The sequence below is a fragment of the Tardiphaga sp. 866_E4_N1_4 genome (assembly GCF_052076075.1).
Classification (GTDB): Bacteria; Pseudomonadota; Alphaproteobacteria; order Rhizobiales; family Xanthobacteraceae; genus Tardiphaga; species Tardiphaga robiniae.
The window spans coordinates 4,887,962-4,910,091 of record NZ_CP197242.1; the positions used below are offsets into that span (position 1 = coordinate 4,887,962).

Annotated in this window: 22 protein-coding genes; 9 read left to right on the top strand and 13 right to left on the bottom strand. The window is 61.0% G+C overall.

Annotated elements, in window-relative coordinates; genetic code table 11:
* Positions 1-311 precede the first annotated feature (311 nt).
* On the top strand, positions 312-1,085 hold the full coding sequence (locus tag AB8B20_RS23545; protein WP_089266309.1) for a ferredoxin--NADP reductase: 774 nt from the start codon (positions 312-314) through the stop codon (positions 1,083-1,085).
* Positions 1,086-1,297: 212 nt separating this feature from the next.
* On the top strand, positions 1,298-2,938 hold the full coding sequence (locus AB8B20_RS23550) for an FMN-binding glutamate synthase family protein (protein WP_439073395.1): 1,641 nt from the start codon (positions 1,298-1,300) through the stop codon (positions 2,936-2,938).
* 59 nt (positions 2,939-2,997) lie between these two features.
* Here the strand turns inward: AB8B20_RS23550 and AB8B20_RS23555 are convergent, their stop codons facing one another.
* The 3 genes from AB8B20_RS23555 to AB8B20_RS23565 all read right to left on the bottom strand — a co-directional run bounded on the left by AB8B20_RS23555 (position 2,998) and on the right by AB8B20_RS23565 (position 6,668).
* A complete protein-coding gene (locus AB8B20_RS23555) occupies positions 2,998-4,983 on the bottom strand; it encodes a carbohydrate porin (protein ID WP_439073394.1) in 1,986 nt (661 codons plus the stop codon).
* 411 nt (positions 4,984-5,394) lie between these two features.
* Positions 5,395-5,655 (bottom strand): hypothetical protein, encoded by a 261-nt coding sequence (locus tag AB8B20_RS23560; protein WP_089266312.1) that lies wholly within the window; start codon positions 5,653-5,655, stop codon positions 5,395-5,397.
* Positions 5,656-5,846: 191 nt separating this feature from the next.
* The gene (locus AB8B20_RS23565; protein ID WP_439073393.1) at positions 5,847-6,668 is read right to left on the bottom strand and encodes a creatininase family protein; all 822 of its coding nucleotides are present in this window, start codon (positions 6,666-6,668) and stop codon (positions 5,847-5,849) included.
* A gap of 88 nt (positions 6,669-6,756) precedes the next feature.
* On the opposite strand from AB8B20_RS23565, the gene AB8B20_RS23570 reads away from it, so the two are divergent.
* Genes AB8B20_RS23570 through AB8B20_RS23595 form a run of 6 tightly spaced genes read left to right on the top strand, consistent with a single transcriptional unit; the run spans position 6,757 to position 11,983 of the window.
* Positions 6,757-7,779 (top strand): ABC transporter substrate-binding protein, encoded by a 1,023-nt coding sequence (locus AB8B20_RS23570; RefSeq protein WP_439073392.1) that lies wholly within the window; start codon positions 6,757-6,759, stop codon positions 7,777-7,779.
* A gap of 8 nt (positions 7,780-7,787) precedes the next feature.
* Positions 7,788-8,594 (top strand): ABC transporter ATP-binding protein, encoded by an 807-nt coding sequence (locus tag AB8B20_RS23575; protein ID WP_439073391.1) that lies wholly within the window; start codon positions 7,788-7,790, stop codon positions 8,592-8,594.
* On the top strand, positions 8,591-9,427 hold the full coding sequence (locus AB8B20_RS23580) for an ABC transporter permease (protein ID WP_439073390.1): 837 nt from the start codon (positions 8,591-8,593) through the stop codon (positions 9,425-9,427). Before AB8B20_RS23575 ends, AB8B20_RS23580 begins: the two co-directional genes overlap by 4 nt.
* Complete coding sequence (locus tag AB8B20_RS23585) at positions 9,427-10,410, top strand: 2-hydroxyacid dehydrogenase (RefSeq protein ID WP_089266316.1); 984 nt, start codon at positions 9,427-9,429, stop codon at positions 10,408-10,410. Before AB8B20_RS23580 ends, AB8B20_RS23585 begins: the two co-directional genes overlap by 1 nt.
* A 56-nt stretch (positions 10,411-10,466) precedes the next feature.
* Positions 10,467-11,117 (top strand): AprI/Inh family metalloprotease inhibitor, encoded by a 651-nt coding sequence (locus AB8B20_RS23590; RefSeq protein WP_184520155.1) that lies wholly within the window; start codon positions 10,467-10,469, stop codon positions 11,115-11,117.
* A gap of 53 nt (positions 11,118-11,170) precedes the next feature.
* Positions 11,171-11,983 carry a tetratricopeptide repeat protein gene (locus AB8B20_RS23595; protein WP_439073389.1) on the top strand — a complete coding sequence of 271 codons (813 nt, stop codon included), beginning with the start codon at positions 11,171-11,173 and terminating at the stop codon, positions 11,981-11,983.
* 15 nt (positions 11,984-11,998) lie between these two features.
* Here the strand turns inward: AB8B20_RS23595 and radC are convergent, their stop codons facing one another.
* From radC to AB8B20_RS23615, 4 genes are all read right to left on the bottom strand, one after another.
* Positions 11,999-12,718: a RadC family protein gene (radC, locus tag AB8B20_RS23600; protein WP_439073388.1), complete on the bottom strand. Its 720-nt coding sequence runs from the start codon at positions 12,716-12,718 to the stop codon at positions 11,999-12,001.
* A gap of 97 nt (positions 12,719-12,815) precedes the next feature.
* Positions 12,816-13,643 carry a type I methionyl aminopeptidase gene (gene map, locus AB8B20_RS23605; protein WP_068733840.1) on the bottom strand — a complete coding sequence of 276 codons (828 nt, stop codon included), beginning with the start codon at positions 13,641-13,643 and terminating at the stop codon, positions 12,816-12,818.
* Between the two features lie 131 nt (positions 13,644-13,774).
* The gene (gene sfsA, locus AB8B20_RS23610; protein WP_439073387.1) at positions 13,775-14,488 is read right to left on the bottom strand and encodes a DNA/RNA nuclease SfsA; all 714 of its coding nucleotides are present in this window, start codon (positions 14,486-14,488) and stop codon (positions 13,775-13,777) included.
* A 6-nt stretch (positions 14,489-14,494) separates the two neighbouring features.
* Positions 14,495-15,817: a mechanosensitive ion channel family protein gene (locus tag AB8B20_RS23615; protein WP_184513124.1), complete on the bottom strand. Its 1,323-nt coding sequence runs from the start codon at positions 15,815-15,817 to the stop codon at positions 14,495-14,497.
* Positions 15,818-16,056: 239 nt separating this feature from the next.
* On the opposite strand from AB8B20_RS23615, the gene AB8B20_RS23620 reads away from it, so the two are divergent.
* Entirely contained in the window at positions 16,057-17,853 is a 1,797-nt protein-coding gene (locus AB8B20_RS23620) for a potassium/proton antiporter (RefSeq protein ID WP_439065761.1), read from the top strand.
* A gap of 5 nt (positions 17,854-17,858) precedes the next feature.
* Here AB8B20_RS23620 and modC read toward each other — a convergent pair whose 3' ends face one another.
* The 6 genes from modC to mepA form a co-directional block, all read right to left on the bottom strand.
* Positions 17,859-18,539, bottom strand: coding sequence for a molybdenum ABC transporter ATP-binding protein (gene modC / locus AB8B20_RS23625; RefSeq protein ID WP_068733910.1), 681 nt, complete (start codon positions 18,537-18,539; stop codon positions 17,859-17,861).
* 2 nt (positions 18,540-18,541) lie between these two features.
* Positions 18,542-19,237 (bottom strand): molybdate ABC transporter permease subunit, encoded by a 696-nt coding sequence (gene modB, locus AB8B20_RS23630; RefSeq protein ID WP_093759884.1) that lies wholly within the window; start codon positions 19,235-19,237, stop codon positions 18,542-18,544.
* 3 nt (positions 19,238-19,240) lie between these two features.
* Positions 19,241-20,026, bottom strand: coding sequence for a molybdate ABC transporter substrate-binding protein (modA, locus tag AB8B20_RS23635; protein WP_439073386.1), 786 nt, complete (start codon positions 20,024-20,026; stop codon positions 19,241-19,243).
* Positions 20,027-20,219: 193 nt separating this feature from the next.
* A complete protein-coding gene (locus AB8B20_RS23640) occupies positions 20,220-20,717 on the bottom strand; it encodes a hypothetical protein (RefSeq protein ID WP_439073385.1) in 498 nt (165 codons plus the stop codon).
* A 2-nt stretch (positions 20,718-20,719) separates the two neighbouring features.
* Positions 20,720-20,929, bottom strand: a complete 210-nt coding sequence (locus AB8B20_RS23645) for a TOBE domain-containing protein (protein WP_089262895.1) — start codon at positions 20,927-20,929, stop codon at positions 20,720-20,722.
* Positions 20,930-21,080: 151 nt separating this feature from the next.
* A complete protein-coding gene (mepA, locus tag AB8B20_RS23650) occupies positions 21,081-22,016 on the bottom strand; it encodes a penicillin-insensitive murein endopeptidase (RefSeq protein WP_439073384.1) in 936 nt (311 codons plus the stop codon).
* Positions 22,017-22,130 lie beyond the last annotated feature (114 nt).

Below are 22,130 nucleotides of genomic sequence, written 5' to 3' on the forward strand. Positions count from 1 at the left end.
ACTACCGGATCGGGATCACGCGATCCAGCCGGATACCATTAACGGTGTCCGGCAAGAAACTGAACGAAACCTCCCATATCGGGTAATTTAATGTCGCGGCCAGATGGGCTGCTGCTGCATGGGTAACCTGCTTTGGAAATTAATCGACCGCCTCCCTCAGTCCGCAATTGCACTTCATGGCTACTTTGACTAATTGTCATTCGCAGCTGCGAGAACCAAAATTAGCCAATAGCCGCAATGGTTTCTCGGCATCGTGACGCGGCAAACAATGGACTTGTTCTAAAAAAGCCCGCACTGGAAAATCAAATCTCATGAGCGCCTTTCACAGAGAGAAAGTTCTTTCTGTCCAGCATTGGACCGATACACTTTTCAGCTTCAAAGCCACCCGCGACACCTCCTTCCGCTTCCAGAACGGCCAGTTCGCCATGATCGGCCTGGAAGTCGACGGCAAGCCGCTGTTGCGCGCCTATTCGATGGCCAGTGCGAACCACGAGGAAGAGCTGGAATTCTTCAGCATCAAGGTGCCGGATGGTCCGCTGACCTCGCGCCTGCAGAAGATCAAGGAAGGCGACACTATCCTGGTCGGCCGGAAGGCCGTCGGTACGCTGATCACCGACAATCTTTTGCCCGGTAAACGCCTGCTGATGCTCTCCACCGGCACCGGCCTCGCGCCCTTCGCCAGCCTGATCAAGGACCCCGACGTCTATGAGCGCTACGAGCATGTGGTGCTCGTGCATGGCTGCCGCCAGGTTTCCGAGCTCGCTTATGGCGAGCGCCTGGTCGCCAAGCTGGCCGAGGACGAGCTGTTCGGCGAACTGATGAAGGACAAGTTCACCTATTACCCGACGGTCACTCGCGAGCCGTTCCGCAACCGCGGCCGGATCACGGACCTGATCGCGTCGTCGCAGCTGTTCAACGACATCGGCCAGGGCCCGCTTTCTATCGAGACCGACCGCATCATGCTGTGCGGCAGCCCGAGCATGCTCGAAGATCTCAAGATCATGTTCGAAGAGCGCGATTTCATCGAAGGCAGCGGCTCAAAGCCGGGCCACTTCGTGATCGAGAAGGCGTTCGTCGAGCGCTAAGGCAGCCCGAGACCATCAAAATTCACTGCACTGCAAAACCCGCGCTCCGGCGCGGGTTTTGTCGTCTGGGGCCCTCGCTTTTTGCAACGATTCATTGAGCGTGGCGCGATAGATTGGGCACTCTGGCGCGATGCTCTGCGGCAACGCGCTTGTGATGTTTGCGTCATCGGGTCTGTGTAACGCTAGCGCCATTCATGTCAGGCAGGATTTTTATGGAAACGTTGATGCTTCCCCTCTCGCCGCGCTTCATCGTTTTGACGATCTGCAGTGTCGCCACCTTGCTGCTGGTCGGCATTGGCATTCACGACCCGAAAGTCATCCCTCTCGTTGTCATCCCGGTCATCGTCTTCGGCGGCCTGACCATGCTCGGCATTCACGACGTGCTGCAGAAGGACCATGCGGTTCTGCGCAACTATCCGATCTCGGCGCATATCCGCTTCCTGCTCGAAGAAATCCGTCCGGAGATGCGGCAGTATTTCTTCGAGAGCGAAAAGGATGGCATGCCTTTCAGCCGCGACACGCGCGCGGTGGTCTATCAGCGTGCCAAGATGGTGCTCGACAAACGTCCCTTCGGCACCCAGAAGAACGTCTACGAAGAGGGCTATGAGTGGATGCACCATTCGGTCGCGCCGCGGCCGCATGCGACTGAGCAGTTCCGCATCACCATCGGCGGCCCGGATTGCCTCAAGCCTTATTCGGCCTCGGTACTGAACATCTCGGCTATGAGCTTTGGTGCACTCAGCCCCAATGCGATCCGCGCGCTGAATGCTGGCGCCAAGCGTGGTGAATTCGCGCATGACACTGGAGAAGGCGGCGTCAGTCCGTATCATCAGGAGAACGGCGGCGATCTGATCTGGGAGGTCGGCTCCGGCTATTTTGGTTGCCGCACGCGTGATGGCAACTTCGATCCCGACGCCTTCGCGAAGCTTGCCGTCAACGATCAGATCAAGATGGTCGAGCTCAAGATCAGCCAGGGCGCAAAGCCGGGCCACGGCGGCGTGTTGCCAGCGGCAAAAGTGTCGGAAGAGATCTCGCGCATCCGCGGCGTCGCCATGGGTGAGGACTGTATCTCGCCGGCCTATCATAAGGCGTTTTCAACACCGATCGAGATGATGGAGTTCATCGACAAGATGCGCCGTCTATCCGGCGGTAAGCCCGCCGGCTTCAAGCTGTGCATCGGTCATCCCTGGGAATTCCTCGCGATCTGCAAGGCGATGCTGCAGACCGGCATCTATCCGGATTTCATCGTGATCGATGGCAATGAAGGCGGCACGGGCGCGGCGCCGCTGGAGTTCATGGATCATCTGGGCATGCCGATGCGCGAGGGCGTCAACTTCGTGCACAATGCGCTGATCGGCATCGGCGCGCGTGACCGTATCAAGATTGGCGCCTCCGGCAAGATTGCGACAGCCTTCGATATCGCCCGCGCGATGGCGCTCGGCGCCGACTGGTGCAATTCGGCGCGCGGCTTCATGTTCGCACTGGGCTGCATCCAGTCACTCAGCTGCCACACCGATCGTTGCCCGACCGGCGTCACGACGCAGGACCCGACGCGCAATCGCGCCCTTGCCGTGCCACAGAAGACCGATCGCGTTTACAACTATCACGAGGCGACGTTGCATGCGCTGGCTGAGCTGATCGCGGCAGCCGGGCTCGCTCATCCGCAGGATATTCGCCCGATCCATTTCTCGCACCGCGCCTCCAGTACCGACGTCCTGTCCTTCACGCGGATGTATCCGGCGTTGCGCCACAACGAGCTGGTCGATGGCACCGGCGACAAGCGCTTTCGCGATGCATGGGAGATGGCGCAAGCGGGCTCGTTCCTGCCGGCGGCCATGGAACGTTCGGCCTAGATTATCGTAGCCCGGATATCGCTGCGCTCATCCGGCTACAAACGGCGCAGGATGTGTCGTCAGAACTCGCCGTGCAATCGGCCTGAGAAGATCGAGACCGGTCCGCGATCCTTGTTGTAGGCGGGGTTCGCAATCAGCTGGTAGTCGGCCGTGAGGGTGAAGTTCTTGTCGATGGCATAGGCGTAATAGGTTTCGAGAATGCGCTCGGTGCCGTAATTTAGCCGTCCGTCGCCGATCAGCAATCCGTTGCCGCCAGCGGCGAGGAAGTCGCGATGCGCAGCGGACAGGCCGTTGATCGCGCCACCAAGGCCGATCGTGTCATTGGCGCGGCCCCAATGGCTGCCCTTGATCGAGACGCCGGCAGAGACGCTGCGGTCGATATCGGTGAAGGACAGGATCTCGTTCTGGCCATCGTTCCAGCTGACGCGCCCGAAGATACCAACGTCAGTGGCAACCTGCTGCTCGCCGTTGACGTAGAAGCCGTATTTGTCGCTGGCGCGGCGGATCGAGGACATCACGTCGTTGATATCCAGCGTGGGATCATTGGCCTCGATCGCCAGTGCGCCGCGATAGCTGCCGGTATTGCCGCGATTGATGAAGGCACCGACGCGCAGCTTGCCGGGCTGGTCGAAGATCTGGTGACGCTCCTCGAATTCGACGACCGCGCCGCCGGTCTTGAACGTCAGGACGTCGTTGTTAGGCTGCGCCGGCACCTGAAACAGGCCGGCTCGGATCGCCCAGTCCTTGCGATTCAGTTCAACGATGGCGCCGCGGGTGAAGCCCGGCAGGTCGGCTGGAAAGTCGTAAGCGGCCGATGACCACATCGCCCAGTTCATGAAGTCGGCGCGCGGATCCTTGGCGTAGGAATTGCCATCGAAGAAATCACCCACCGCGAAGCGTCCGACCGTGAGCGTGATGCGGTCGATATCGCGCTTGCCTGCCAATTGATTGGCGGCGTCGGGGACGTCTTCCTGCTCGCCGCCGAGGCCAAGCGTCTGGCGGAAGTAATAGCGCTGCATGCGAAAGCGCGGAAACGGCGCGCCACCCTTTTGCGCCTCGCCATTGGGGAAGCCGGCGAGGCCGAGCGTGGAGTTGAGGCCGAAGCCCTGCGCCAGCTCGGGATTGAGATAGAGCTCACCGCCCTGCCACAGTCGCCAGCCGAGGAACGCCGTCGTCGTAAAGGTCTCGCGCCCCTGGCCGCCGCCGGGAAGGCTGTTGGTGCCTTCATAGGGCGAGCGAATCCGCGGATAGGCGGACGCGATGAAAGTGGTCTGGGCGTGAACGTTCCAGTCTGTCGATTCCGGCAGCACAGTCTTGCCGGTGATGGGAGCTGACGGCAACCATGGCGGCGTGTCCCACAGCCGATAATTCAAGCCGACTTTGACGGTGTGAATATTCGGATCAACGCTCACATTCGGCAGCCCGGTATTGCCGAGGTCATAGGTCTGCCGCATCAAATCGAGATAGGCGTATTCGGCCTTCGCGGTCCAGTTGCCGCCAACGGCAAATTCGACGCCCGCGCCGGCGGTCCAGCCGAAATGGGTGCGGGTCGCCGATGATATGAGGTCGCCGTCGGCATCATTGAGATTGAGTTTGGTGCGTCCCCACGCCACGCCACCGGTGACGTACGGCATCAACGCACCGAAGGCGTAGCCGATGCGGCCGCGTGCGGTCGCAAAATAGTCGAAGGTCGTATGGAAAGGCGCTGGCATCAACCGCGCTGCGTCCTGCGGACTGCTAAACGTGGCGTCGGCCTCGAAGCCCAGCACGACGTTGTTGCTGAGCTGCCTGTTGTAGCCGATCTGGTAGCCGCCGATCAGGCCGGTCGGCGAAGGCGGCAGGAAAACGCCCTGCGCGGGCAGCGGATTGCTGCCGGGACCAAAGCTGCCGCCGCCATAGCCGATGTGACCGCCGAGATAAAACCCGGTCCAGTCGTAAACCAGGCGGGGCGCTTTCAGCGCCATGCCGGGCGAAATATCGGCCGCGATCGCAGAGCCATCGAACGCCAATGCGCCCAGCGCAAAACCGGCCAAAACGCGCTTCACGACAATACTCGCGATCGGTCGGGGTACTTCATGCGGCCGTCGTTTCTCGCTTTAGGTCGCCGCCGATCATGCGACGAACCGTTTGATATTCCACAAAAATAGTCGATTCGCCCATAACGTTGGGGGTATCGAGGGTCGTCATGAGACAAAACGAAACAGAACGAGCAACCCGTCGACTCCCCGACTATAATTGCAACTAATTCGCAATAGCAAGAAGCAACTGGAGAAGCATGTTTCAGTGGCAGTCGATCATGACGGTTGGATAACAGCAGCTGGCCGGCACGGCTCGAAAGGCATTTGGCGAGCGCAAAAAAATGACCCGCTCGGGGGGACAACCGAGCGGGTCTGGTGCGACACGGGGTGGATGAGGCGCCCGTGTCGGACGCAAATCCACGTCAGTCGATCAAGAGATTAATAGTTGCAGGTCCGGACGCGGCCGACATAGTTGCCGTAGCCGTCATACTGGCGGACCCAACCGCAGCGATATCCGTAACCGTAGTAGCCGTTATTGGCGGCAATGGCGCTGCCGACGACTGCGGCGCCGACTACACCGGCAGCGATGCCGAAGCCGATGCCCGGGCCCTTGGCCTGAGCCTGCTGGGACGATGCCACGGTGCCGGCAGCGGTGAGAGCAACGAGAGCGAAAGCAGCAATCTTGGACTTGATCGACATGGGATAACTCCATCCTGTTGAAGTGCAGCCATCGTGGCCTGCATGCCAATCAGTCGGAGCCCAAACGGATCGGGTTCGAGACCCGGTCGAACTATTTGGTTTCAGGCAAATTCTTTTGGTTTCAGAATCGTGTCGTCATCCGCGTGGAATATGTCGTCGCGTGAATCGCGCAATCCGCGGTTAACCACATCTCACGCGCCGGCATCCGGTTCGCGATCAAACGCTGTCACGTCGAAGCGATGCATGTCCGCTAGCAATTCGCAGAAGGCCTTTGCGACGTGGGCGAGCAGCTTCTCGCCCTTGTCGGCTGATGCCTGCGTGGCGTCGCCAATCGCGCCGCTGGGATGGAGGTCTTCAGCCTGCCACGCGAATGGCGCGGGCCGGCTTGCGGACAGCCAGCGATAGTTCTTCTCCATCGCAATCGCTGACGATGCGAAATTTGCGATCTTGTCGTTGCGCACATGCTGCGGATAGCGCGCCAGCATGATCGATGTCTCGATAGCGCCGCCATGAATCCCGTGATGTAACTCTGCGTCAGTGAACAGGCCATCCGGTGTGCCGAATCGATTCCATCCAGTGGTGGCGACCAGCATGCCGTATTCGGCGCGCAGGTCCTGCGCCGCGAGCGTCATTGCTGCACTGTTGCCGCCGTGGCTAGTGACGATCACGAGTTTCTGAACGCCGGCGCGCGCGACGCTTTCGCCGATCGCGGTCCAGGTCTGCAATGCGATCTCGGTCGGCAGGGTCAGCGTACCGGGAAAAGCGAGGTGCTCGGTCGAAATGCCCACAGGTTGAAGCGGCAGGAACGTTGCCGGAATATCGGCGGGCAGCAGGCGCTGGACCTCTGCAAGATAAGCCTCCGCAATCATGATGTCGGTGCCGAGCGGCAGATGCGGTCCGTGCTGCTCGGTCGCGGCCAATGGCAGCACTGCAATCCAGGAGGCCGGATCGCTCTTGGCGATGTCGGGCCAGCGAATGGCAGTCCAGTCGCGGGGCGGCATGTTGGCAGTCATCGAGGTGCGTTTCTTTGGTCAATTTTGCAGGGTAGTCTGGCAGCAGATTGCTTCCTATCATGGGCCATAACGGTCGACGGAGTCCAATATGAGCCCGATATCCCTGCTGCGCGCGTTAACCATTGGCGCACTAGCCGTGATGGCCGCGTGGTCGCCTGCCGCGGCGGAAACCAGGCTCGACAAGGTCAGTTTCGGAACCAACTGGGTGGCCGAGGCTGAACATGGCGGCTTCTTCCAGGCGGTCGCGGACGGCACCTACAAGAATTACGGGCTCGACGTCACCATCGTGCCGGGCGGGCCGAACGTGAACAATCGCATCCTGTTGATCTCGGGCAAGCTCGACTTCTTCATGAGCGCCAACACGCTGCAATCCTTCGATGCCGTCACCAATAATGTGCCGGTGGTCGCTGTCGCCGCAATCTTTCAGAAGGACCCGCAGGTTTTTCTGGCGCATCCCAATCCCAAGGTGACCAAGCTCGAAGATCTCAAGCCCATGACGCTGCTGATCTCGAAGGAGGGCGTCGCCGGCTATTTCCAATGGATGCGATCCGAGCTTGGCTTCAGCGCGTCCAAGGTCAAGCCTTACACCTATAATGCGCAGCCTTTCATCGTCGACAAGAACAGTGCGATGCAGGGCTATGTCACGTCCGAGCCGTTCGTGGTCGAGAAGCAGGCCAATTTCAAGCCAACCGTGATGCTGCTCGCGGATTACGGTTTCGATGGCTATTCGACATTGATCGAAACGCGCCGCGAATGGGTCGACAAGAAGCCGGACCTTGTCCAGCGTTTCGTCGATGCCTCGATGATCGGCTGGTACAATTATCTCTATGGCGATAACAAAGCCGCCAATGAGGTCATCAAGAAGCTCAACCCGGAAATGACCGATGACCTGCTGGCCTATTCCATCGCCAAGATGAAGGAATACGGCATCGTCGACTCAGGTGACACGCTGAAAGACGGTATCGGCGCCATGAGCGAAGCGCGTGTTGCCAGCTTCTTCGACAAGATGTCACGCGCAGGCGTGGTCAAGCGCGATATCGACTATCGCAAGGCCTATACGCTGCAGTTCATCAACAAGGGTGTCGGTCTCGATCTCCGGCCGAAGAAGTAGCCCGGCAGATGGTCGAACCTGCGTTGTCGTCGAGCGATGCACCCACCGCCGTGCGCCTGCGCGGTGTCACGAAGGTCTATGACAACGGCACCGTGGCGCTGGGGCCTCTTGATCTCGATATTCGCAAGGGCGAGTTCGTCTCGCTGTTGGGCTCGTCCGGCTGCGGCAAATCCACCGCACTCCGCCTGATTGCAGGCCTGATCGCGCCGTCAGCGGGCACTTTGGATGTGGCCGCACGCAGCAGCGGTCACGCTATTGGCTTCGTGTTCCAGGAGCCGACGCTGATGCCATGGAGCACGATCCGGGAAAATGTGCGGCTGCCGCTGAAGCTGGCACATATGCCGGATGCGCAGTCGACGGCGCGGGTCGATGAGGTGCTCGCACAGGTCGGTCTCGCGGACTTTGCCGAAGCCTATCCGCGTGAATTATCGGGCGGCATGAAGATGCGGGCGTCGCTGGCCCGCGCGCTTGTGACCGAGCCGGATATCCTGCTGATGGACGAGCCTTTTGCGGCGCTCGACGAGATCACGCGCTTCCGGCTCAACAACGACCTGCTGGCGCTATGGCGCGAACTCGGCAAGACGGTCATCTTCGTCACCCATTCGGTGTTCGAGTCGGTTTATCTGTCGCAGCGCGTTGTGGTGATGACCTCGCGGCCTGGTCGCGTCAGCACCGAATGCCATATCGAATCCTCTGAACCGCGCGACGACGCGTTTCGCACCTCGATGGCCTATGCCGGCTATTGCCGTGATGTTTCGCAAGCACTGATGGCGGCCAGTGACGCGGCATTCAACGAGGCAAAGGCGCGGGCATGAAAGGTCTGGAGCCACTGCCTGCAGTCGATCGCGGTTCGGCAATACCCGGCAGCAGCACGCCGTGGCAGCGCATCGTCTGGCCCGTCGTCGTGTTCATTGCGGGCATCATGCTGTGGGATCTCGTCGTTCGGATCGGCGAAATGCCGCCCTATCTGCTGCCCGGTCCCTTGCTCGTCTTTCAGACGTTGATCGCCGACTGGTCGATCCTGTCTGAATCCCTCGGCGTGACGCTTCTGACCGCGCTGGAGGGCTTCATCGCCGCGGCCATCGGGGGCATCGCATTAGCGCTGTTGTTCAACCGGTCCAAATGGCTGGAATATTCGCTGCTGCCCTATGCCATCGTGCTGCAGGTGACGCCCGTCATCGCCATCGCGCCCTTGATGCTGATCTATCTGCCGCAGCAGACGGCCGTTGTTGTCTGCGCCTGGATCGTGGCGTTCTTCCCGGTGCTGGCCAATACGACGCTCGGCCTCAATTCGGTGGATCGCAATCTAGCCGGGCTGTTCCAGCTCTATCGCGCATCGCGTTGGCAGGTGCTGCGCTATTTGCAGCTTCCGGCGGCATTGCCATTCATACTTGGCGGATTGCGCATTGCCGGCGGATTGTCGCTGATCGGCGCGGTGGCAGCGGAAATCGCTGCAGGTGCGGCGGGTGCTGGTTCAGGCCTCGCCTATCGCATTTCGGAATCCAGCTATCGCCTCAATATTCCCCGAATGTTCGCTGCGTTATTGTTGCTGTCCGTTGCGGGGATTGTGATTTATATGCTGCTCGCGCTGGTATCCCACGGATTGTTGCGGCGCTGGCATGAGAGTGCACTGCGAAAGGAAAAGTAATGGGGACGGGAATCTCTTCGGACAAAATCGACCTGCTGATCTATGGACCGACGAAGCCGCTGATCAATAACGGCTTCTCGGATCAGTTCGTATTGCATAAATATGAAACCCAGCACGATCTCGAACGGCTGCCGGCGGGCGTCGCCGAGAAAATCCGCGGCATCGCCGTGACGGGCCTTGTGCCGACCAACAGCGCCGTGCTGGCGAAATATCCCAAGGTCGAGATCATCTCCTCGTTCGGCGTCGGCTACGATCACATTGACGCGAAATACGCCGCCGAGAACAATATCCTCGTCACCAACACGCCGGATGTGCTGACCGAGGAAGTTGCCGATACGGCGCTCGGCCTGTTCATCGCCACTGCCCGCGAATTCATCAAGGCGGACAAATATGTCCGTTCGGGCCTGTGGCTGACACAGCCTTATCCGCTCACGGTCGGCTCGTTGCGCGACCGCAAGGTCGGCATGGTGGGCATGGGCCGGATCGGTCAGGCCATCGCGCGTCGTCTCGACGCCTCGCTGGTGCCGGTGGTCTATCACTCGCGCAACCCCGCCGCTGGCGTCTCGCACAAGCACTATCCGAACCTGATCGAGATGGCGAAGGCGGTGGATACGCTGATCGTCATTACGCCGGGTGGGCCGTCGACGGCTAATCTCGTCAATGCTGAAGTCATGCAGGCGCTCGGTCCGCGCGGCATCATCATCAATATCGCGCGTGGTTCGGTGATCGACGAGCCTGCACTGATTGCGGCGCTCAAATCGGGCACCATTCTGGCCGCGGGCCTCGACGTGTTTGCGCAGGAGCCCAAGGTGCCGGACGAGCTGAAGTCGATGCAGAACGTCGTGCTGCTGCCGCATGTCGGCTCGGCGTCGGTGGTGACGCGCAACGCGATGGATCAGCTGGTGGTCGACAACCTCAAACTCTGGTTCGCCGGCAAGGCGCCGACGACGCCGATTGCGGAAACACCGATAAAGGGACGCTGATCGTGAAACTCGCGTCGGCGCGCTGTCGATATTTTGCGCTGGCAGTTGCCGGCGCGATGCTCGTCGGCGCACCGGCGCGTGCTCAGGATGCTGCCACTCTTCGGAAAAATATGATCGGGCAGTGGGAGCTCTCCACCACCGAGCGCAGCAAGACCTGCGTGGTGACGCTGAAGAACGACACGTCGCCGCAGGGGCTGAAGCTCGAACTCGAACCGGATTGCGCGAAGGCGTTGCCCTTCACCAAGGATATCACGGCCTGGAACATCAAGGGGCTCGATATCGTCCGGCTGCAGAATCCGACGGGCGAAGCCGTGATCGACTTCACCGAAGTTGAGAGCGGCATCTTCGAGGGCATTCGTACCGGCGAAGGCGTCTATATCCTGCAGAACCTGGCGGCAGCCCGCTCGTTGACTAAGTCAATGGACCAGATGATTGGCGACTGGTCGATGGTGCGCGGCAGCGGCCGCGTGGTCTGCGGCCTGACGCTGACCAATACCGAGACGACGCAGGACAATTTCGCCGTGTTCCTGAAGCCGCGCTGCGACCCCCTGGTGGCGAATTTCAATCCCAAGCAGTGGCGTCTCGAACGCGGCGAATTGCTGATGATGTCAGCATCGGGTGAGACCTGGCATTTCGAGGCGGACGACAACGCGCAGTGGCGCCGTGTGCCTGATAGTGCAGATCCGCTGATCCTGCTGCGGCAGTAAGGGCTCGCTCCGCGCCCGTTTTTGTCGCCCTGCGAAGGCGAGGACGAGGAGAGGTGGTTGCCCGGACTGCGCTCTGCGCAACAATCCGTCCGGTCCAAATCAGCCTCTTCGAACCTATTTCCGTCGCGCGTTACCAAGATGAAATGGTTCAAACCCGATTGGAGGGTGAGATGAAATTTGTGGCCTTGGCTTTTTCGTGCCTTTTATTTTTCTCAATGCCTGCCAGTGCAAATGACGCAGACACCTTTAATGCAATGGTCGCATTGGCGAACAAGGGAGACGCAGAGGCGCAATATCATGTGGGCATGATGTACAATAATGGCATCGGTACACAACAGGATCGCAGGCAGGCCTTTGAGTGGTTTCAAAAATCAGCTGCGTCGAACGACGCGTTGGGCGCCTATAAGCTTGGTTGTTACTATGATGGGCAAGGCGCAGGCATCGTGGAGTCTGACTCGGATCAAGCTTTGAAATATAAGCTTGTTTCTGCCGAAGCCGGCTACGCGCTTGCGCAGCACGATGTCGCTAATCTGTATGACAGGCGAGGAAATTCAGAAGAAGCGCTCAAGTGGTGGAAGAGGGCGGGCGATCAGGGATATCCCGGTGCCCTCTTTGGTTTGTCCCGTTTGTATTCCGCCGGAAAAGGAGCGCCAAAGGATCTGTCTTTGTCATATGCGTATTTCAAACTCTCGAAGCTGGCGCCCGCGAAAAATGTGAATGAGATGGCTGCACTGTTGTCCGAACAAGAGCTCAGGAACGCAGAAAAACTGGTGTCCGAATGGAAGCCGCGGACAACTGCTTTAACACTCAAGGCAAAGAGTGGTATTCGAGCAGCAGAAGAATACGTCAAAACCGCCAAGAACTAAGTGTTCTGATTGGCCTTAGATCAGCTTCAGCCCCTTCAAACTCGCATGCCCATGTTTGCCGACGATGATGTGATCATGCACCGCGATGCCGAGCGGGGCGGCAACATCGATCACCGCCTTGGTCATCTGCACATCGGCCTGCGACGGTGTCGGATCGCCGGAAGGATGGTTGTGCACCATGATGATGGCAGTCGCGGATAGTTCGAGGGCACGCTTCACGACCTCGCGCGGATAGACCGGTGTGTGATCGACGGTGCCGACCTGCTGCACCTCGTCCGAGATCAACTGGTTGCGCTTGTCGAGGAACAGGATGCGGAATTGTTCCTTGTCGGCGAAGGCCATGGCCATGCGGCAATAGTCGATCACCGTGGCCCATGACGACAATACGGTGCGCTGCTTCAGCTGACCCTTGGCAACGCGGCTGGCGGCGGCAGCGACCAGCTTGATCTCGGTGATCGCGGCTTCGCCGAGGCCGCCGATTTCGCGCAGTCGTGTATCCGGCGCATGCACCGTCTCGGCAAAGGAACCAAATTTGGTGATGAGCGATTTCGCCAGCGGCTTCACGTCCCGGCGCGGCAGCGCGCGGAACAGGACCATTTCCAGCAGCTCGTAGTCACTCAGTGCATCGGCGCCGACACTGCGAAAGCGCTCCCGCAGTCGCTCTCGGTGGCCATGATAATGCGGCGCTTCGGCAAGACCCGTCGGCGTGGCTGGATCACTGGGACTGACGGGCATGTGGCGCCAAGGCTCGCATGGATCGTATCCACGAGCATGCCGTGCCCGGCTGCATTTGCAACCAGAAAGTGTCTGTAGCGCTGCGGCGATTTGAAGTTTAGGCGGCGGGTGTCGGCGGCTGTTCGTTATGCCGCTTCGACAGCGTGAAAATCTCGACGCCGGTCGCGGTCACGCCGACGGTATGCTCGAACTGTGCCGACAGCGACCGGTCGCGGGTCACGGCGGTCCAGCCGTCGGACAGGACCTTCACATGCGGCTTGCCGAGATTGATCATCGGCTCGATGGTGAAGAACATGCCGGGGCGCAAGGTCACGCCTTCGCCGGGGCGGCCGACATGGATGATGTTTGGCTCGTCATGGAACATGCGACCGAGGCCATGGCCGCAGAAGTCGCGCACCACGCTCATCTGCTGCGGTTCGACGAAACTCTGGATCGCATGGCCGATGTCGCCGGTAGTATTGCCGGGCTTGACCACGGCGATGCCGCGCATCAGCGATTCATAGGTGACCTCGACCAGTCGCTCCGCCTTGCGGGCGAGTTCGCCGACGCCATACATGCGGCTGGAATCGCCATACCAGCCCTCGACGATGAAGGTGACGTCGACATTGACAATGTCGCCTTCCTTCAGCGCGCGGTCGCCGGGCATACCGTGGCAGACCACGTGATTGATCGACGTGCAGGTCGAATAGCGATAGCCGCGATACATCAGCGTGGCCGGAAAGGCGCCATGGCTGAAGGCGAATTCCCGCACGAAATCGTCGATCGCCGAAGTCAGCACACCCGGCTTCACCAGATCGGTTAGCTCGTCCAGGCACAGCGACACCAGCGCGCCGGCCTTGCGCATGCCAGCAAAAGCGGCGGGACCATGCAGCTTGATCTGACCGGTTTTGCGCTGGGAGGTTTCGGAGGCTTCGACGTAGCTCATCAGGTGATCTTGCCAGGCAGGATGCGACGGGAATGTGCGATTTGAGGCCCCAATTTAATGGCTGGGGCGGTCAGCGCAAGCCAAAGCAGCCCCTCCAGGACCTCATCGCTCGGTCCCCACCCCAGCCATATTCATGGCTGAATCGGCACTCGGCCGGCCAGAACGATGCCGTCATGGTCGATCCGGCAGGTATAGGCGATGGCTTCGACGCCTGCGGTGCAGGCTTTGTCGAACGCGCGGCCATAGGCTGGGTCGATATCCCGCGCCAGCGCAAAAGCCGTGGACGAGCCGATCTGGACCACGAACAGCATCATGGCCCGTGCACCCGTAGCGACCATGGCGGCCAGTTCGTCGAGATGGCGGGCGCCGCGCGCGGTGACGGAATCCGGGAATTCGGCCAAACTTGGCTGGCGCATCATGTGGACGTTTTTGACCTCGACATAGCAGGGCGGCCGTGACGGGTGTTCCAGCAGGAAGTCCACCCGCGACGCAGCGCCGTATTTCACCTCACGGCGGATGGTGTCGTAGCCAGCGAGTTCGGGGATCGCATTGGCGGCCAGCGCCTCGGCGACAATGGCATTGGGGTGCATTGTATTGACGCCGACCAGTTCCGGGCCATTGCCGAAATCGGCTTCGATCAGCTCCCATGAAAAAGGCAGCTTGCGGGTCTTGCTCGGCGACTTCGACAGCCAGACCCGCGCGCCCGGCGCCTGCAGGCCGATCATGGCGCCGGGATTGGCGACATGGGCGGTGATCATGCTGCCATCGGCGAGCTCGACATCGGCAAGGAAGCGCTTGTAGCGTCGCAGCAGCGTCGCCGGAACGAGGTCGGCGGGAAGCTTCATCGGGACTTATTCCGGACCGGATGCGACTTCGACAATGGTTTCGACCGGTAGTGCACCGCCACGGATCTTCAGCTCGCGGACCGGATAGGGCACGCGGATGCCCTCGCGCTTGAAGGCATCCCACAGTCCCAGCATCACCTCGCTCTTCACAGCATCCATGCCGTCGGGCGAGTCGATCCAGAAGGTCAGCGAGAATTTCATGCCGGCTTCGGCAAATTCGGTGAGGATGCAGTTCGGCGTCTTGGCCGTATTGGCCCGTGGCGATGCCGTTGCGACGTCGATAGCCAGCTTGCAGACGACGCGCGGATCCGCATCGTAATTGGCGCTGAAATTGACCTTCACCAGCGTGTCCTTGTCCGTATAGGTCCAGTTCACCACCTTCTGGGTAATGAGGTCCTCGTTGGGGATCAGGAACTCGCGGCCGTCGCCCGCGGCGACCGAGATGTAACGCGTATTCATTGCACTGATGCGGCCGGAGCTGTCACCGATGGTGACGAGGTCGCCGGGCTTCACCGATTTATCCGCCAGCAGAATCACGCCGCTGATGAAATTGGCGACGATTTTTTGCAGGCCGAAACCGATACCGACACCGACTGCGCCTGAGAACACTGCGAGCGCCGAGAGATTGATGCCGACCGCACCCATGACGAGAGCGACGGCGAACACCATCAAGAGCAGGCGCACCAGCTTGATCAGCAGGACCTGGATCGAAGGGGTCAGATCGTGGGACTGCCTGATGCGTCCTTCGAGAAAATTGCTGGCGATGTTCGAGAGCCATAGCGCTACCGCGAGCAAGACGCCGAGCTTGATCAAGAGCAGCGGGGTCAGCCGGAGGCCGCCGAGATCAATCCCGTTCGCATCCAGCATGGTGATGGTCGGCTGCAACTGGCCAACAATGCTGAGGGCCGCGACGAGCCAGGCCGAGATCGACACCAGCCGGACCAGGAATTCGTTACGGATCACGCTGGTGACAAGCCGGATCACCAGCCAGGCGAGTGCAAGCTTCGCGGCCACTGAGAGCAAATAGCTGCGGCTCGGCCATGTCACGCTCAGCATGATCACGCGGTCGAGGGTCATCAGGATGGCAAAGGCGGCGGTGGCCGCGCTGCCGACGAGAATGCGCATGAACATGCGCAGCGGCGCCGGCCAGCCCATCGCCAGCGAGGTCATATCGACCCGCGAGCGGATTGCGGCCCCGATGGCGAAGGCAATGCCACCACCGGCCATCATCAGTCCGAGCTGCAGATAGAACCACGGCGAGGTTACCTCGGCGCCGAACGATCGTGCGGTTGCCAGCACGAATTCGTGGGTGTCGGTCAGGTCAAGCATCGCGCGGCTCTCGTTGTCGTGAATGTATCGTGTGGTGTGGAATCATCGCTGGACGGCGCATTTGATTCGGGTGGGCAGAGATTCACACAAGCACCACGTCGACGCCATCGAGCGGAGCTTTTGCCTTGAGCAATTCCCGAGAAATATACCTGCAAATAGGTATCACGCAGAAAACGTTTGGCGTCTCGGGATGACGACGATAAGCATGGATTTACAAGTATTTCCGGCCTCGGAGCCTCATGGCGTCACTTGATTCCGTCAGCATTGCCATCCTTCTCGGCGCAGTTCTGGTCATGGCCGGCATCCTGTCCAGCCTGCTTGCGCTTCGCTTTGGCGCGCCATTGCTGCTGTTCTTCCTGTTTATCGGCATGGTGGCCGGCGAAGCGGGCCCCGGCGGACTGCGGTTTGACGACGTCCATACAACCTATGTAGTGGGCTCGGTTGCGCTCGCGCTGATCCTCTTCGACGGTGGGTTGAAGACACGATTTCAGGCCATTCGCGCAGTGCTGGCCCCGTCGATGGTGCTGGCTACGATTGGCGTGTTGTTGACGGCGTTGATCACAGCGCCGGTCGCCAAATATGCCCTCGACCTGAACTGGACCCAGGCGCTGCTGACTGGCGCGGTGGTGGCTTCCACCGACGCGGCGGCTGTCTTTCTGCTGGTCCACGCGCAAGGCCTGCGCCTCAGACCAAGGGTTGGCGCGACACTCGAAGTTGAGTCCGGAACGAACGATCCGTTCGCCGTCTTTCTGACCCTGACGCTGGTCAAGCTTCTGTCGCTGGGGGACGCCTCTGCCGGTCACGTAGCAATGGAATTTGTTCAGGAAGCCGTGCTGGGTACCCTGATCGGCGTCGTCGGTGGCCGGTTGGTTGTCCTGGCCATGAATCGCGTGGCGCTGCCGCAGGGGTTGCATGCGCCCTTCGTCTGCACCGCGGCTCTGGTGATCTTCGGGCTGGCTCAGATCGCTCACGCCTCAGGCTTTCTGGCGGTCTATCTTGCCGGCATCATCATCGGCAATCGTCCGACGCGGGCGCATAATTCCGTGGTGACGTTCCTCGACGCTGCGACGTGGCTGGCGCAGATCGTGATGTTCGTCATGCTCGGTCTTCTGGTGTCGCCGGAGCGGCTGGTGGGCAGCATCGTTCCGGCGGTCGGCGTTGCCCTGGTTCTGATGTTCGTGGCGCGCCCGGTCGCGGTCTTCCTGTGTTTGCAGCCCTTCCGCTTCAACTGGCGCGAAAAGATGTTCGTTTCGTGGGTCGGTCTGCGCGGTGCCGTCGCAATCTTCCTTGCCTCGATCCCGATGCTGGTTGGTCTGCCCAAGGCGTCGTTGTATTTCGACGTCGCTTTCGTGGTCGTGATCATCTCGCTGTTGTTTCAGGGATGGACGCTGGCTTTTGCCGCCCGGAAGCTGCATGTCGCTCTGCCGCGCACCGACAGGGGGCCGCGCCGTATCGAACTCGATTTGCCAGGTCAGCTCGAACAGCAACTGGTCGGCTATGCCGTGCGCCCGAAGAGCCTCTACCTGAAACGCAACCTTATTCCGTCATGGTCGAAGCCGACGCTGGTCATTCGCGATGAGCGCATCCTGACGCCGGCGGAGGCCGAGCCTGTTACGGCCGGCGATTACATCTATCTGCTGGCGCCGCCGGAAAAGGCCGAGGCGCTGGATCGCTTCTTTGTCGACATGCCGCCCAGTACAGCACCGGACCCGCATCTGCTTGGTGACTTCATGGTGTCTGGTGAAATCACTCTCGGCGACCTTGCAGCGATCTACGGCATCGCCGTTGATCCAGCCCAGGCATCGCTGACGCTGGCCGATTATTTCGATATCCATCTCGATCATGCGCCGACTGTTGGCGCCGCCTTGCCGATCGACAGTATCGATCTCGTCGCGCGCAGCCTTGGCGGCGGGCGTGTCAACGTGGTCGGTCTGCGTCTACCCGAAGATGAAGATCCCGCGCCGCCGAAGTTGACACGCAGGCAAGCCTTCAAGGCGAAACTGAAGCGAGGCTGGACCACGCTGTCCGGCGCCTGATTGGCTCAGGCTGCCGGGATGATACGCGGCAGGATCTCTGTGCCACCGAAGGCCGCGACACGGCCGCGCTTCAGCATCACGACCTGCGTCGCCAGTTGCCGCATCTCGTCGGCATCGTGACTGACGAAGACCATCGGCACATCGCCTGCATCGCGCAGCCGCTTGAGGTAGGGCAGGATCTCCGCCTTCCGCTCCTCGTCGAGCGCACCCATCGGTTCGTCGAGCAGTAGCAGCCGCGGTTGCGATAGTAGCGCACGTCCCAGCGCGACGCGCTGGCGTTCGCCGCCCGAGAGGCCGCCGGGACGGCGATCGAGCAGATGTCCGATATCAAGCATCTCTGTAATGCGTGTTTCCTCAGCGGGATCGCGTGTCAGACGGTTCATCCGGCGACCGTAATCGAGGTTCTGTGCGACGCTCAGATGCGGAAACAGTCGCGCATCCTGAAACACGTAGCCGATGCGGCGCCGATGCGGCGGGACGTGGATGCGCGCGCTGCCGTCATAGAGCACGTCACTATCCACGGCGATGATGCCGCGATCCGGCTGCACGAGGCCGGCAATCATGCTGACCAGCGAGGTCTTGCCCGCACCTGAGGAGCCGAACAGGCCCGTCACGCGGCCTTCGCTGGTGAAGGCGACGTCGACTGAAAATTCGCCGAGTTGTTTGAACACATCAACGCGCAGCACGATCAGTTTCCGTGCAGCCGTTGCGTCGCGCGGCGCGCGAACCATTCCGAAGCGATAAGCGCCAGCACAGCGATGCCGATGGAGATCATCACCAGACGTGAGGCTGCCGCGTCACCGTCGGGCGTCTGGATCAACGAGTAGATCGCGGAGGAAATCGTCTGGGTCTCGCCGGGAATGTTTGAGACGAAAGTAATGGTGGCGCCGAATTCGCCGATGGCCTTGGCAAAGCCGAGGACCATGCCGGCCAGGACGCCGGGCAGCGCCAGCGGCAAGGTCACGGTCGCAAACACCTTCCAGGGCGATGCGCCGAGCGTGCTCGACGCCTGTTCGAGCCGCCGGTCAACCGCTTCAATCGAGAGCCGGATCGGCCGCACAAGCAGAGGGAACGACATCACGCCGCATGCAAGCGCGGCACCCGTCCAGCGAAAGGCGAAGACGATGCCCAGATGTTCGGCGAGCCAGGCGCCGAGAATGCCGCGCTTGCCGAGCAGCAACAGCAGCAGATAGCCGGTGACGACGGGCGGGAGCACCAGCGGCAGATAGATTATGGCGTCGATGATCGGCTTGCCCCAGAAGTCACGCCGAGCGAGTAGCCAGGCGACGCCGATTCCAATCGGCGTCGAGATCAATGTCGCGATCACGGCGACCCTGACTGAAAGCAGGATCGCCGTCCATTCTTCAGGGGAGATGTTGGACACGTGTCAGGACGTCGGCTTGACCAGGAAAGTGAAGCCGTACTTCTCGAGAACCGTCTTTGCGGCCGATGACCTCAGGAAGGTCAGGTAGTCGGCGGCTTCGCTCTTGGCGGTGGTGGTCGCAGCTATCGGATAGATGATCGCAGGATGCGAGTCCGACGGGAAGGTGCCAATGATCTTCACGCCCGGATCGATCTTGGCATCGGTCGCATAGACGATGCCAAGCGGAGCTTCACCGCGTGAGACCAGCGTCAGCGCAGCGCGCACGCTCTCGGCCATGGCGAATTTTGACTCGGCGGCGGTCCAGCTGCCGAGCTTCTCAAGCGCGGCCTTTGCGTATTTGCCGACCGGGACCGACTTCACATCGCCGGTGGCGATCTTGCCGTCGCCGGCGAGCTTGGCGAGATCGAAGCCCTGACCGATGATGACGTTGTCGAGCTTGGCGTCCTTTGCGGCGATCAGCACGATGCTGTTGCCGAGGAGGTCGGTGCGCGTGGCGACGTTGATGTTCTTTTTGCCGATGGCGTAGTCCATCCAGTCGGTGTCAGCGGACACGAAGACGTCGGCCGGCGCGCCCTGTTCGATCTGCTTGGCGAGCGCCGAGCTTGCAGCATAGCTGGCGGTGATCTTCACGCCGGTCTTGGCAGTGTAGGCGGCATCGAGCTCGTCGAGCGCGTTCTTCATCGACGCTGCAGCGAACACGGTGAGGGTTTTGTCCTGCGCATGGGCAGGCGTGAAGGTCGATCCGAGCAGGATCGAGAACGCAGCGAAAAGTCCGGCAAAACGGTTCATGTGGCGCTCCATGCGTGAGCGCAGCGCAAAATGCGCGCAACTCAGGCGTTGGTTGGGTGGGACATGCGACAGGCGGAAGCGCCGTTCCGGCAATCCCGAGGACTTACGGTCCGCAGGGGATATCGCTGGGGAATAATATCAGGCTGGCCAAGGGGGTAAAGGCCCTTGGGCGCGGAGGCCTCTAAGGCTGCCGTCACTCGGACGGCAGCACGGCCAAGCTGATGGTGTTTTCAGTCACGCCGCTGACCTGGATCACGAACGGACCTGCCGCGAGATCGTACTTCATGGTCTTGCGGATGCCGGCGCAGTCGGTCGCGCCGCTGAACTCCATCGGCTTCAGGATCTCGCCATCCTGCACCACGTCGACCCACGCCGCCGCCGACAGGCTGACGGTGTATGTGCCGGCCTTCGGCGCCTTCTGGAAGCGCGCAAAGCCTGCAAATGTGCCGTCTTTCGGCTTTCGCTCTGGGGACGTCGGCAGCTTCGCCTCAGCGGGTGTCTTCAAATCAAGGATCGCTGTGGCGGGAATTGCGAGGTCGGCGCCAGAGGCAATCTTGAGGCGATCCTGCGCCGTCAGTGCGGCGCGCTCCTTGTCGATCGGCCACTTGAACTTGTCACAGCCGCTGGGTTCGGCAGCCCATGCAGGCGCCGAACCGAGCAGTGTGAGCGCGACAATCAGACGCGCATACATAGTCAATCCACCGCGATCATGACGTCGGAGGCCTTCACCACGACGATGCATTTGCCGCCGGCCTTGAGCGCCAGATCGTCTACGGCTTCGTTGGTGATTGACGAGGTTACGACCTGGCCGCCGCCGATGTCGACGCGGACATGCGACGTGGTCGCGCCCTTGGTGACTTCGAGAACAGTACCCTTGATCTGGTTGCGTGCACTGATGCGCATGTTGGATCTCGCCGATTGGGCCGGGCAGCTGACGGCCGCGGCTGATATGGAAGGAGTTCGGGAGGGGCGCCCGTTGTTGATCGTCGGCTTACGGCACAACGATGGCGTGTTCTAACCCGGTTTCACGACAATGCGATAGCCAATCGGCCGATCACGGTGCCGTCAGAACCTGTCGGCACGCAGCCGGCATTTCTGCGAGCGTCATCGGTGGCTTCGGCTTGGGCGGAACCGGCGGCGGTTTTGGATGCAGCACGGCATCGCTGAACCAGTAAGCCAGATCGCCGGCGCTGCAGCCCTCGGAATCAGTCGGCGGTGGCTGGGATTCGCATTCGGCACTCCCGACCGGGCATTTGATGCGGACATGGAAGTGATAATCATGGCCGTACATCGGCCGCACCTTCGACAGCCAGCTGCGGTCGCCTTTGGCCTCGCGGCACAGCGCCTTCTTGATGGCGGCGTTGACGAAGATGCGCTCCACACTGGGCTCCACCGCCGCGGCGCGGATCACCGGCAGATGGGACGGCGTCCAGGTGGTCGGATCGATGTCGAGCCGGTCGTGCCGCACCATCATCACCGCCGACATCTCCTCACGCTCGTTGCGCGAGAGCTGGCGGTTCGGCATCGGCGTCAGCCAGATATCGGCATCAAGCCCGACCTGATGGCTGGCATGGCCTGTGATCATCGGGCCGCCGCGCGGCTGCGACATATCACCGACCAGGATGCCTGGCCAGCCGGCGTTCTTGTTAGCCTTGACCGATAGCCGCTCCAGCAGCTCGACCAGTTGCGGATGCGCCCAGTTGCGATTGCGCGATAGCCGCATCACCTGCCAGGTCGGCCCATTGATCGGCAGCGCTTCGGCGCCTGCGATGCAGCCCTTGGCGTAGAAGCCGACCACGCGCACCGGCGATTTCGTCGGCAGCACCTTGCGGCCGAATAGTTCTTTGGCGCCGATGGCCGGGTCGTTCGGATTGGCCAGCGGCGGCAGCGGTTTCAGATCGACGCTGCCTTTGGTTTGCGCCAACGTCAGCGGCGTTGAAGCAATGACGGCGGGCAGGAATATGAGGCTGAGAATCAGGCGAAGGCTCATGCTGCGACTATAGCTGAAGCTGTCGATGAGGTGAGTGACCTGCGGCACGCATGATTTTAACGCGCGGGTAACCACGTCTGACGCTGGCGCTTTTTTTTGCGTTTGGGTTTGCCG